Annotated in this window: 12 protein-coding genes; 2 read left to right on the plus strand and 10 right to left on the minus strand. The window is 52.5% G+C overall.

What is annotated here, in order from left to right; translation table 11 throughout:
* Positions 1–34 precede the first annotated feature (34 nt).
* The 7 genes from AC0T7J_RS13195 to xerD form a co-directional block, all read right to left on the minus strand.
* Entirely contained in the window at positions 35–580 is a 546-nt protein-coding gene (locus AC0T7J_RS13195; RefSeq protein ID WP_473794770.1) for a fimbrial protein, read from the minus strand.
* A 1,271-nt stretch (positions 581–1,851) separates the two neighbouring features.
* Positions 1,852–2,397 carry a helix-turn-helix transcriptional regulator gene (locus AC0T7J_RS13200; protein WP_473794771.1) on the minus strand — a complete coding sequence of 182 codons (546 nt, stop codon included), beginning with the start codon at positions 2,395–2,397 and terminating at the stop codon, positions 1,852–1,854.
* 774 nt (positions 2,398–3,171) lie between these two features.
* Positions 3,172–4,692 (minus strand): lysine--tRNA ligase, encoded by a 1,521-nt coding sequence (lysS, locus tag AC0T7J_RS13205; RefSeq protein WP_277972016.1) that lies wholly within the window; start codon positions 4,690–4,692, stop codon positions 3,172–3,174.
* 9 nt (positions 4,693–4,701) lie between these two features.
* Positions 4,702–5,800, minus strand: a protein-coding gene (gene prfB / locus AC0T7J_RS13210; RefSeq protein WP_099257461.1) for a peptide chain release factor 2 whose coding sequence is annotated in 2 segments (ribosomal slippage) — positions 4,702–5,724 and positions 5,726–5,800 — 1,098 coding nt in all. Because the reading frame shifts where the segments join, the coding sequence is not laid out codon by codon here.
* Positions 5,801–6,031: 231 nt separating this feature from the next.
* Positions 6,032–7,768 (minus strand): single-stranded-DNA-specific exonuclease RecJ, encoded by a 1,737-nt coding sequence (gene recJ, locus AC0T7J_RS13215; protein WP_473794773.1) that lies wholly within the window; start codon positions 7,766–7,768, stop codon positions 6,032–6,034.
* Positions 7,769–7,771: 3 nt separating this feature from the next.
* Entirely contained in the window at positions 7,772–8,485 is a 714-nt protein-coding gene (gene dsbC, locus AC0T7J_RS13220; protein ID WP_010671049.1) for a bifunctional protein-disulfide isomerase/oxidoreductase DsbC, read from the minus strand.
* 21 nt (positions 8,486–8,506) lie between these two features.
* Entirely contained in the window at positions 8,507–9,400 is an 894-nt protein-coding gene (xerD, locus tag AC0T7J_RS13225; protein ID WP_473794776.1) for a site-specific tyrosine recombinase XerD, read from the minus strand.
* Positions 9,401–9,502: 102 nt separating this feature from the next.
* Between xerD and fldB the strand changes: the two genes are divergently transcribed.
* Complete coding sequence (gene fldB, locus AC0T7J_RS13230; protein ID WP_010248777.1) at positions 9,503–10,021, plus strand: flavodoxin FldB; 519 nt, start codon at positions 9,503–9,505, stop codon at positions 10,019–10,021.
* Between the two features lie 127 nt (positions 10,022–10,148).
* Here fldB and AC0T7J_RS13235 read toward each other — a convergent pair whose 3' ends face one another.
* Together AC0T7J_RS13235 and sdhE are read right to left on the minus strand one after the other, a co-directional pair.
* Entirely contained in the window at positions 10,149–10,559 is a 411-nt protein-coding gene (locus tag AC0T7J_RS13235; RefSeq protein WP_473794778.1) for a protein YgfX, read from the minus strand.
* Positions 10,534–10,800: an FAD assembly factor SdhE gene (sdhE, locus tag AC0T7J_RS13240; protein WP_143991089.1), complete on the minus strand. Its 267-nt coding sequence runs from the start codon at positions 10,798–10,800 to the stop codon at positions 10,534–10,536. Before sdhE ends, AC0T7J_RS13235 begins: the two co-directional genes overlap by 26 nt.
* Positions 10,801–11,026: 226 nt before the next feature.
* Here sdhE and ygfZ point away from each other — a divergent pair, with 226 nt between their 5' ends.
* Entirely contained in the window at positions 11,027–12,013 is a 987-nt protein-coding gene (gene ygfZ, locus AC0T7J_RS13245; protein WP_473794780.1) for a tRNA-modifying protein YgfZ, read from the plus strand.
* Positions 12,014–12,057: 44 nt separating this feature from the next.
* On the opposite strand, the gene AC0T7J_RS13250 is transcribed toward ygfZ, so the two are convergent.
* Positions 12,058–13,032, minus strand: coding sequence for a sugar-binding transcriptional regulator (locus AC0T7J_RS13250; protein ID WP_473794782.1), 975 nt, complete (start codon positions 13,030–13,032; stop codon positions 12,058–12,060).
* Positions 13,033–13,044: the final 12 nt, after the last annotated feature.

The following is a 13,044-nucleotide window of genomic DNA, read 5'->3' on the forward strand; positions in this document are numbered from 1 at the left end:
GGCGTTTTACCGCCTGTTTATTAATTTAACGCTATTACTGGTAAGCTAAGGTGTAGTTAGCTACGCTGGTGAATTCACCAGCTACAATTGGAGTGGCAGTGTTGTCGGCAGCACCCTGCAGATATGCAGAGTAACGCAGTTCAGCTTCAGTTGAATCGTTGGTAAAAGTATAAGCGGTAGACGCAGTGCCCAGCTTGATTACGCTGCTGTTATCATCTGTGATTGCGATACCAGCGCCTGCAGCTGAACCCGCTAATGCCAGCAGTGAAGAGCTGGTGTCAAAGCTTGCGCCTTTACCAGTAAAGGTAGCAGTAACGGTTTTATTGGTCAGGGCAGTAACATCACAATCTTCCAGTTTGATGCTAAAAGCTTTAGGTGAGGATTTACCGCCGGCTTTCAGCGCTGCACTTGAAACCTGGCCCAGGTCAACAGTCTGCTCAACGGTATCAGCAGTGATTGAGCAAGGTGCTTCAATGATTTCGCCCTTGAAGTTTACAGTACCGTGACCCTGATCAGCTGCAAATACGCTGCCGCTTGCCATTACCATACCCAGAACCATTGCCAGTTGAAGCTTTTTCATTTAGATCATCCTTAAAATTAAATTTACCAATTGGTAAGCTACGCGTTGTTACATAAAAAACTGATCCATGAAACAGGAGATCACCTTTTTTATATTCAGTATTCAGGTAAGAAGTCTATATACACATCTTTAGATTTCTTTACCGGCTTTCGACGGACATATTTATACATTTACGCGCAGCAAAATAAAAACGGTATTTTAGTAGGAATTATCCAAATGAAATCCACTTAAAATCACCACATGAGTGTCAAAATGGAATGAGGTAACGCAGCCACGCCATAATTCGCCATGACACATTGTTAAACAGATATTAAATACTCAAGATTTAATTTAAGATCTTTCGCGCTGGATTTGGAGTTTTTTTCAGTACAAAGCAAAACTCAACGAGATGGTTAGTTCAGAGAGATTTTCCAATTAACATCTTATTAATATATGATGTAATTTGGAGATGACACTGGACGATTTTGCCTGAGCAATACCCTGTCTAAGCACCGGGTAATAGAACGCTGTTATGTATTCAAGTAAAAGACCCCCGCACTCCTGCAGTAATCTTACGGCAAGATAAAAATGCTGAATTACGTTAACCGGCGTTTATCATGGCGCATTACCCTGCCAGAGTTACCTTGCCCAACTGTTATTATCCTAAACTCCGATATTGGATCGGACCTTTAATACCATAACAATATAGTTAAAATAGAAACATCATTTTTCTTTATATGACAAACCATGCAGATCAAACTAATAATTAGCATAATCCACCCCTGTTTTTGATTCAGATAGCAGAAATAAGCCCGGTCAGCATCGGGTAATCCAGCTGCTGACAAACTTTCAGGCAGCATTGAAGCTGGAGAAAATGGTGTCGAGAAGAAATGAGCAGGTTATGATCTCACTATCATATGTTCCCCCCTCATGGTGCTGTTAAAACCCATGAACGCAGACTGAAAACTTCAGACAGCGCTAATCCAGGTTTAGAACAAAAATCAGAATGGTGTTATATCGTGCTTTTGAACGTAAATTGAGAAGTGTGATGTGTTCTTAGTCAGTACCATGCCATTCAGCTGGTATAAAGCTCGATGACCGGAAAGATGAGATTTTTTAAGAGGATACAATTAGACCGGGGATACGGCTTCTTATTGCCAGGATTCTGGAAAAAGCCCCATCAGAGACCGACAACACAATTGAGCACCGCCTGGCTAAACTCAGGGTGATAATCCTATCTGTTCAGGCTGGGCGGTATTCAATTACGTATCGGCTATTGATGCGGTTTCGGACTAACTAAGCAGACTGTCGTTACCACCGTAAAAATAATTGATGATCTTGTAAAAATCCAGACTGTTTTTACATCGCCACTTCGACATAATTTTCCTCTTCAGATAGCTGATATTCTTTTCAGTACATTGAAAATAGCGGGCGATTTTTTTATTGGATATGCCACTGAATACCAGATAGCAGTATCGTCTTTCTTTCGCCGTCAGGTAAAGGCTACTGCTAACTCCAGTCCAATCGGAAGGAGTACCTGACGTTGCCACCTCGCTGAGCAAGGCAGAGATTGTCACCAGACTTACGTTGCCGGGAACCATTTTTATGTGTTCCATACCCGCAAAGATGTTCAGTGTTTCATACCTATGGCCAGGTACAATAGCAATGCTATATCTCTTTTTTGCCTTATAATTAAGATCGATATTCATCAATTCAATCAGGGTGACCTGTTTAATTATTATGCGTTTTTTATTATCCGAAAAAATTTTTTTTATGATTTCTTTGATTCCATTAATCAAATAAAAATCATCATCCAGAATAAATATTTCATTACTCATCGCTACTGACCCTGTAGATTATTTATTATTATTTAGAGTTTTAAAAACCAAACCCTGCCTCTATTAAATTGGTCAGCCATCTTATAATCAACATTATTAATTTCTGAGCTAAAAATGCCATCCTCCAATCAACACTCGCTACAAAATCGGAATGATTATTATTAAAAAATGATAGATGCATCATATTTAACGCCTGAAATAAAGTACAAAAATTATCTCAGATCAAAGAGTTAGTATGTATAAGCATAAAGTCTGGCTTTAACTTAAACGGAACAATTTCTACAACCTACATGATCAAATTGCCATGTAATTTTAAGTCTGCATGAGAAGGTAAACATTGATAATACCTATCTGAGGATAGACTCACGCTCACAGAAATGAATTAAACATTATTAAATGAAAATATTTTCAGACTAAATAGTTTTGAGGTTTAAGCTTTTATAGCTAAGCCTTATATCAGGATTGTGGTCCTGGGATGTCTGGAGAAAAATAAATATCATTGATGCACGAAAAAAGATGATTTTCTATCTGCTGATTAGCCCCTTAAAAACCTTTAATGAAACTGCGAGGTTAACCTGATTCATTGATTTCACTATTATGCAGTCTGTGTCATCAGAGGGTGTTTGGATAGTAACGTTTTGAAGGAAAAATGCGGCTCCGCTTGAGAAGCGATTTTGTCGATGATGGGTGTTGGTAAGATAAAAAAAAGCTGCACCTTAATCAGCCTGTATCAGACTTTTGGGGTGCAGCTTTATCCTGTTTTTCAGGATTAAATTACTTGCTGCCTGGACGCAGTGCCGGGAACAGAATTACATCGCGGATAGTGTGGCTGTTGGTAAACAACATCACCATACGGTCAATACCGATACCCAGACCGGCGGTTGGCGGCAGACCGTGCTCCAGTGCGGTGACATAGTCTTCGTCGTAGAACATCGCTTCGTCGTCGCCGGCATCTTTGGCATTCACCTGCTGCAGGAAACGCTCAGCCTGATCTTCCGCATCGTTCAGCTCAGAGAAGCCGTTACCGATTTCACGACCGCCAATGAAGAACTCAAAGCGATCGGTAATTTCCGGGTTCTCGTCGTTACGACGGGCCAGCGGAGAGACTTCAGCCGGATATTCAGTGATGAAGGTCGGCTGAATCAGATGCGCTTCTGCGGTCTCTTCAAAGATTTCGGTTACGACGCGGCCCAGACCCCAGCTTTTCTCAACCTTGATGTGCAGCGATTGAGCAATCGCCACCGCTTTATCAAAGTCTTCCAGATCGGCCAGATCCGTTTCCGGACGGTATTTCTTGATCGCTTCACGCATGGTCAGTTTTTCAAACGGTTTACCGAAATCAAACTCCTGCTCGCCGTAAGGCACTACGGTGCTGCCCAGCACATCCTGCGCCAGCGTACGGAACAGGCTTTCGGTCAGCTCGATCAGATCTTTGTAATCCGCATAGGCCATATAGAGTTCCATCATGGTGAACTCTGGGTTATGACGTGGCGAAATACCTTCGTTACGGAAGTTACGGTTGATCTCGAACACGCGATCGAATCCGCCCACCACCAGACGCTTCAGATAAAGCTCTGGGGCGATACGCAGATACATGTCGATATCCAGCGCATTGTGATGGGTGATGAACGGACGCGCAGACGCGCCGCCAGGGATCACCTGCATCATCGGGGTTTCCACTTCCATAAAGTCGCGGCCCACCATGAACTGGCGAATACCAGCCATGATCTGCGAACGAATTCTGAAGGTGTTACGCGATTCCTCGTTGGCGATGAGATCAAGGTAACGCTGACGGTAGCGCGTTTCCTGATCGGCCAGGCCGTGGAACTTGTCCGGCAGCGGACGCAGTGCTTTGGTCAGCAGGCGCAGTTCAGAACAGTGGATCGACAGTTCGCCGGTTTTGGTTTTGAACAGTTTGCCGCGCGCGCCCAGGATATCGCCGAGATCCCACTTTTTGAACTGCTCGTTGTAGATGCCTTCAGCCAGATCGTCACGCGAGACGTAAAGCTGAATCCGGCCACCCACATCCTGCAGGGTCACGAAAGAGGCTTTACCCATGATACGACGGGTCATCATACGTCCGGCGACGCTGACTTCGATGCCGAGATCTTCAAGCTCTTCGTTGCTCTTCTCGTCATAGCTCTCATGTAGCTGGTTTGAGAGGCTGTCACGACGGAAATCGTTAGGAAACGCCACGCCATTTGCACGCAGCACGCTCAGCTTTTCGCGACGCGCTTTCAGTTCGTTATTTAACTCAACGGCGGCATCAGCGCTCTGCGGTTGTTGTTCAGACATGTCGGTTCCTTATAACCCTGCTTTTAAACTAGCTTCAATGAATCGATCCAGGTCGCCGTCCAGCACCGCCTGGGTGTTACGCGTCTCTACGCCGGTGCGCAGATCTTTGATGCGTGCATCATCGAGAACGTAAGAACGGATCTGACTTCCCCAGCCGATGTCGGACTTGTTGTCCTCCAGCGCCTGTTTCTCAGCGTTTTTCTTCTGCATCTCAAGCTCGTACAGCTTCGCTTTCATCTGCTTCATCGCCTGATCTTTGTTCTTGTGCTGAGAACGGTCATTCTGACACTGGGTGACGGTACCGGTTGGAATATGGGTAATACGTACCGCAGATTCCGTCCGGTTAACGTGCTGGCCGCCCGCCCCTGACGCACGATAGACGTCAATGCGCAGATCGGCTGGGTTGATGTCGATATCAATATCGTCATCGACTTCCGGGTAGATAAAGGCGGAGCTGAATGAGGTGTGACGACGACCGCCGGAGTCAAACGGGCTCTTACGCACCAGTCGATGCACGCCCGTTTCAGTGCGCAACCAGCCAAAGGCGTAGTCGCCTGACACGCGAATAGTCACAGATTTAATGCCTGCAACTTCACCTTCAGACTCTTCGATAATTTCGGTTTTGAAGCCTTTGGCTTCAGCCCAACGCAGATACATACGCATCAGCATGCTGGCCCAGTCCTGCGCTTCGGTGCCGCCGGAACCCGCCTGCAAATCGATGTAGCAGTCGGCGCTGTCATACTCGCCAGAGAACATGCGGCGGAATTCCAGTTCGCCCAGCTTGCCCTCAAGGACATCCAGCTCGGCAACCGCTTCGTCGAAAGTCTCTTCGTCTTCCGCTTCTACCGCCAGTTCAAGCAGACCCTGCACATCTTCCAGGCCCTGCGACATCTGATCCAGCGTCTGCACGATTGCTTCCAGCGAGGAGCGCTCTTTGCCCAGCGCCTGAGCACGCTCAGGTTCGTTCCAGACATCGGGCTGTTCCAGCTCGGCGTTTACTTCTTCGAGGCGTTCTTTCTTGGCATCGTAGTCAAAGATACCCCCGAAGAACGTCGCTGCGCTCACTGAGGTCCTGAATACGGTTTTTGACCGGGTTGATTTCAAACATGGCTTTAGCGTCTTTCTTATGTTCGATGGGACAGGAAATTTAACGCACAAGTTTACCCGAAACTGGCGGCAGATTGTAGCGCTGAGACAGCGGGCTGATGCCGGTGCGGCGTGACGCGTTGAATTTGCTTATCGGGCCGCGACAACGACCGCTCGCACAGCAGATTAACGCAGGGAGAAATCAGGCTGACGCGCCTCTGCCATGGCCGGAGACGCGCGCGCCTTATAAAAATCAGTTAAGCGGCCAGATATGGTCGATGATTAGCTGTACTGAGCGGTTACCGCGATACTCATTGATATCCAGCTTATAGGCCAGTTCGACCTGACGAATGCTGCTGTCGGGCCACAGGGTGGTATCGACATTAAAGGCAATCCCGTCGATCAGCGGACCGCCGTCCAGCGGTTCGACCATCACTTTCAGATGTCGCTCGCCCACCAGCCGCTGTTGCAGCAGCTTAAATTTGCCGTCAAAAGCGGGTTCCGGGAACGCCTGGCCCCAGGGCCCCGCTTCGCGCAGCATCTCAGCGGTCTGCAGCGAAAACTCCTGCGGCTGCAACGCACCATCTGACCAGATGATGCCCTGCAGAGATTCGCCATCCAGCCACTCACCGACCAGATCGGCAAAGCGCTGACGAAACTCCTCGTAGCGTGCGGTTTCCAGTGATAAGCCTGCCGCCATGGCATGCCCGCCGAACTTCAGCATCAGGCCGGGATTCAGCGTATCCAGACGCTCCAGCGCGTCGCGCAGATGCAGACCGGCAATTGAGCGGCCTGAGCCTTTCAGCGTACCATCGCCCGCCGGCGCAAAGGCAATCACCGGACGATGGAAACGCTCTTTCAGACGAGAGGCGAGGATACCCACCACCCCCTGATGCCATTCGGGATGATAAAAGGCCAGCCCCAGCGGCAGATCGCTCTGCTCACGCTCCAGCGCCTGACACAGCGCCAGCGCTTCGCTCTGCATGCCCTGCTCTATCTCTTTGCGCGTCTGGTTCAGCGCGTCCAGCTCACTGGCTAACATCCGTGCCTGACTGAGATCCTCCGTCATTAACAGCGCCACGCCCACCGACATATCGTCGAGCCGGCCTGCGGCATTGAGCCGTGGCCCCAGCGCAAAGCCGAGATCGCTGGCCGCCATCTGACGTGCATCGCGATTAGCAATCTCCAGCAGCGCCCGGATGCCTGGGCGGCATTTTCCCGCCCGGATGCGGCTGAGTCCCTGCCACACCAGAATGCGGTTGTTGACGTCGAGCGGCACCACGTCGGCAACCGTGCCGAGCGCCACCAGATCCAGCATCTCCGCCAGATTCGGTTCGGTGCGGGTGGCACCAAACCAGCCCTGGGTGCGCAGATGGGCGCGCAGCGCCAGCATCAGATAGAACGCAACGCCCACGCCCGCCAGTGCACGTGAGGGAAAGTTGCAGTCCGGCAGATTGGGATTCACGATCGCCTCAGCGGCCGGTAACGTTTCGCCCGGCAGGTGGTGGTCGGTAATCAGCACCGGAATGCCGTGCTGATGGGCGAAATCAACACCGGCGTGGGAGGAGATGCCGTTGTCGACGGTCAGGATCATCGCCGCGCCGCGCGCGCGCGCCTGTTCAACCACTTCAGGGCTGAGGCCATAACCATCTTCAAAGCGATTAGGCACCAGATACTGCACGTTGCCGCCGCCCATGCTGCGCAGCGCCATGACCGTCAGCGCGGTACTGGTCGCGCCATCGGCGTCAAAGTCGCCCACCACCATAATGCGACGCCCATCCAGCAGCGCCTGATGCAGCAGTTCCACTGCGCTCTCAATCCCGCTTAAGGACTGGTACGGCAGCAGGTTTTTCGCCCCGCGCTCCAGCTCTGCCGCGTCGCGCACGCCGCGTTGCAGATAGAGTCGTTTCAGCAGCGGCGGCAGCGTCGCCGGAAGCGCATCATCAACCGTCACCTCACGGCGACGGAGTTCCACATCCTGTTTTACCACCGATTAACCACCACGCTTCTGATTGTCCAGCACCTGCTTCAGCTCCTGCGGCGACTGATATCCTGGGATCATCATGCCGCTGTCAGTCAGCATCGCGGGCGTGCCCTGAATGCCGAACAGCACGCCAAGTTTATAGTGCTGGGCGATATCGATTTTGCAGCTGTCTGGTGCGGCCATCTTCGGCGCATTGCCTTTCATCGCCTCATCAAACGCTTTATTACGGTCAGCGCTGCACCAGATTGCTTTCATCGCTGGTTCAATCTGACCATTCAGCCCTTCACGCGGAAACGCCAGGTAGCGCACGGTGATGCCCAGCGCATTGTAGTCCGCCATCTGCTCGTGCAGCTTGTGACAGTAGCCACAGGTGATGTCGGTGAAGACCGTGATCACGTGCTGCTCTTTAGGCGCTTTGTAGACGATCATCTCCGGCACCAGCGCCTCGACTTTTTTGTCCAGCAGCTGGTTAGTGACGTTGACCGGCTGTTTGCCGCTGACGTCATAGAGTGGCCCCTGGATCATATGTTTGCCGTCGTCGGTCACGTAGAGCACGCCGCTTTCTGACAGCACGGTTTTAAAACCCGGCAGCGGTGACGGGCTGATCTCCGTCTGGTTCAGACCGAGCTTTTTAAGTGATTGCTGAATGGCGCTGTCATCGGCCTGTGCGAGACCGGAAAAGGCGCTGGCTAAAAGAGCCAGCATGGCAAAATGCTTGTTCATTTTTGTCCTTATCACCGCGGTTCAGGCCCGCGGATGGTGTTGTTGATGCAACAGACGCAGGCGCTCAGTGGCGACGTGCGTATAAATTTGGGTGGTGGAGAGATCGCTGTGTCCCAGCAGCATCTGTACGACACGCAGATCGGCACCGTGGTTCAGCAGATGGGTCGCAAAGGCATGGCGCATGACATGCGGTGATAACTTTTCGCTGTCGATGCCCGCCAGCGTGGCGTAATGCTTGATGCGATGCCAGAAGGTCTGGCGCGTCATCTGCTGCGCCCGATTACTGGGAAACATCACGTCCAGCGTCTGACCGTTAAGCAGCCACGGACGACCATGTTCCATATATTGCTCCAGCCAGTAAACCGCTTCTTCACCTAAAGGCACCAGCCGCTCTTTATCCCCTTTACCGATAACCCGGACAACGCCCTGGCGCAGGCTGATGTCGCTGAGCGTCAGGCCAATCAGTTCAGAGACGCGCAGGCCCGTGGCGTAGAGCAGCTCCAGCATCGCTTTGTCCCGCAGCTCCAGCGGGATATCGATATTTGGCGCCTGCAACAGCCGCTCGACCTGCGCCTCACTGAGATCTTTCGGTAAACGCTGCGGCAGTTTTGGTGCTGACAGCAGCGCGCTGGGATCGTCCGGGCGCAGCTTTTCGCGATAAAGATACTGGAACAGGCGACGCATGGCGCTGAGCAGCCGCGCTGAGCTGGTCGCCTTGTAGCCTCCCTCCAGTCGTTCAGCCAGAAACTGCTGCAGATCCAGCGGCGCAACGCTAAGCAGCGTCAGCTGGTGATGCGCCAGCCAGCCGGTCAGCGTCTGGAGGTCCTGGCGATAAGAGGAGAGAGTATTCTGCGCCAGATTGCGTTCAATCCAGAGCGCATCAAGAAACTGTTCTGTCAGATCGCTGTCCTGCACGTTATCTCCGCCGTCTGGTGTAAAATCATGCTCATTATGCCTGATTCAGCAGCGCTTCTGGTACAATTGCGCCAAAGTCAGTATTTACAGAGTGTTATCTGCATGAAAATCGGTCTTTTTTACGGTTCCAGTACCTGTTACACCGAAATCGTAGCGGAGAAAATTCGCGATTTTATTGGCGAAGAGTTAGTGACGCTGCATAACGTGAAAGATGACGACCCGCGCCTGATGGAGCAGTACGACTTGCTGATCATGGGCATCCCGACCTGGGATTTCGGTGAGTTGCAGGAGGACTGGGAGGCGATCTGGCCGCAGTTGCCCGCGCTGAATCTGCAAAACAAGATTGTCGCACTGTATGGCATGGGCGATCAGATTGGCTATGGCGAGTGGTTTTTAGATGCGCTCGGCATGCTGCACGATTTGCTGCAGCCGATGGGGGTACGTTTTGTCGGCTACTGGCCGCTTGAAGGCTATGAGTTCACCAGCCCGAAACCGCTGAGTGCCGATGGCTCGCAGTTTGTGGGTCTGGCGCTGGATGATGTGAATCAGTTCGAGGTCACCGATGAGCGCGTTGAGCAGTGGTGCGAGCAGGTGTTAACCGAAACCGCCGGACTGCTCTGACGGCCCTTCTGCCGGTGTCGAACCGTAGCATGAACAGGTGAGCGGCTTTAACCACCCTTGCCTGTCATTATTGAACCGCAGTGCAGGCAGATAAACGGCTTAAGACGCTTTGCCTGCCCTGCTGGCGTTAATGCCGTGCCTTGCTGAAGCAGCAGGCGCGTAACGCTCGCCATTCGCCCGGCTGCATATTGTCCTGCATCAGCCACCAGCGCAGCGTGGCACCCTGTTCGCTCTTCGCCACCAGCAGCACGCCAACGGGTAACCAGCGTAAAGGCTGAGTTGGCCGCCAGCGTTTTCCCTGCCAGATCCAGCAATGGACGCTTTCCCGCTGTAACGTGCCCTGCCGTTGAATCAATCGCCGAACGCTGCGCCAGCCCTCAGCCAGCAACAGCAGAATAATCGGTGCTTTAACCAGCCCGTTGCCTGCAGGCAGCGTCATCAGCACCACGCCAGTTACTACTGTCACCAGCCAGGCGCACACTAACCCGCACGCCAGGCGAGAGGGCTGCAGCTTACATTGCCACCGGGCCGCGATCATGGTTACGCTGCTGGATCAGGTTCACCATCCGCTTAAGCTCCGGATCCTTTGGCTCACCGTGATTCATCAGCCAGTTAAACAGATCGGGATCGTCACTCTTTAGCAAATCCACAAAGACCTGCTTATCGGTGTCGCTCAGCGTCTCATACTCAAATTTGAAGAACGGCATAATCGCCACATCCAGTTCCAGCATGCCGCGACGGCAGGCCCACTGAATGCGTGATTTATCATTAATATCCATGCATCAATTTCCACAATTCACAACGTGGCGCCTAGTGTAACCTGGTTTAATGCCGCTCGCAGGCGCAGCGTCGCATGCTGTGCAACCTGCCACATTTCAGGCTGAATGTTTTCAGGGTTATCACGCCTTTTGTGCGCCGTTTTCCGTAAACAGGTTGCATTGCCAGTCGGCTCTTTTAACATTGAAGATATTATTCCGGATGAACCTTCTTATACAGGATATCTCCATGCCCACATTTACTTTACCGCCGCGCCAGCCTGCCGCGTCGTCTCGTCTGCCGTTAACCCTGATGTCACTGGATAGCTGGGCGCTGGTTTCCATTACCGGCGCCGACAGCACCTCTTACCTGCAGGGTCAGTTAACGCTGGATGTCGCCGCGCTGGATGCCGACCACCATTCGCTCGCCGCACACTGCGATGCTAAAGGCAAAATGTGGAGCAATATGCGCCTGTTCCATCGCGGTGAAGGCTATGCCTATCTGATCCGTCGTGAACTGCGCGACACCCAGCTGCCCGAGTTAAAGAAATACGCCGTGTTTTCGAAAGTGTCGATGGTGGCTGATGATGAGTCAGTATTACTGGGTGTGGCCGGTTTTCAGGCGCGCGCCGCGCTGGCAAATCTGTTTGATAGCCTGCCCGACAGTGAAAAACCGGTGGTGCAGCAGGGAGAAACCACGCTGCTGTGGTTTGCCCATCCGGCCGAACGTTTTCTGATTGTCACTTCGCTGGCCCAGGCAGAAGCGCTGAAGCAGAAGCTCAATGACGATGCACAGTTCAATGACAGTCAGCAGTGGCTGGCGCTGGAGATTGAAGCCGGCATTCCGGTGATTGATCCCGCCACCAGCGTGCAGTTTATTCCGCAGGCCACCAACCTGCAGGCGCTGGATGCTATCAGCTTTAAAAAAGGGTGCTATGCCGGTCAGGAGATGGTGGCCCGGGCGAAATATCGCGGCGCCAATAAACGCGCGCTCTACTGGCTGGCGGGTCAGGCAAGTCATCTGCCCGAAGCTAATGCCCCGCTGGAGTTGCAGATGGGTGAACGCTGGCGTCGAACCGGCAGCGTGCTGGCTGCGGTGCAGTTAGATGACGGGATTAGCTGGATTCAGGTCGTGATGAATAACGATCTGGAGCCGGACAGCGTGCTGCGGGTGGAAGGCGATGAAGGCGAACATCTGACCATTCAGCCACTGCCCTACTCGCTGCAGGAAGAGTAACGTCTGAGGCACGTCGCCGCAGAGGCTGCATGCCTGCGCGGCGACTACTCCGCTTTCTGCGTCATGTTCAGCAGGGTGCGGATGTTCTGCGCCGTGGTGGCGATGATGTCGATAGCGCCGGTGCGTAACGCGCCCAGAATCGCCATCGCTTTGGTGTTCTCCGAGGCGATGGCAATCACACACGGGATCTTGCGCAGTTCATCAATGCTCAGACCAATCACCCGATCGTTCATCACGGTATCAACATGCTGCCCCTGCGAATTAAAAAAGTCGTAACCCGCGATATCGCCGATGACGCCCTGATTCAGGCTGGCGTCGATAATTTCGTGCGGCGTAAACCAGCCTAACTTCACCATGTAGCTGTTTTCATTCATGTCGCCGATGCCGACCAGCGCGAAGTCAGCTTTGCGAGCCCGATCCAGCGTCTCTTTAATGGTGCCGTTCTGCATGAATGCCGCTTTCAGCGAGCGATCTTCAACATATGCCGGAGCGTAGAGCGTTTCGCTGATGCCACCAAACTTCTTCGCCAGTCGACGGCTGATGTGGTCAGCGTTGATCGCATCACCGGGACGGTGAGTGCCGCCGATACCGCTGATGAAGTGGCAGTTACGCGTCGGCACCTGGCCCGGATGATCGGCCACCGCCGCCACGTTGCGCCCTTGCCCGACGGCCACCACCGAGTTTTCTTTAAGCGATTGCTCCAGCCAGGAGGAGACCAGCGCCGCCAACTGACGCCGCTGCTCATCATTATCCTGCAGATCGAGCGCGATCAGCGCACGCTGTAAGCGGGGAAAGCGGTCAAGCAGCTGCTGCTCAAGCCGGGTACTGAATACCGGATGGTAACGCACGTTAATCTCAACAATGCCCTCTTCCCTGGCACGCTTCAGCAGCCGTCCGACTTTGATGCGTGAAATGCCAAACTTACGCGCAATCTCTTCCTGGGTAATTTCATCCTGATAATAGGCGACTGCGATTTCGGTCAGCAGTTCGGCGTCCTGAGAAGGCGTGTGTTTTTCCATGCGTTATCTGTC

Source organism: Pantoea sp. E956-1 (assembly GCF_982223955.1).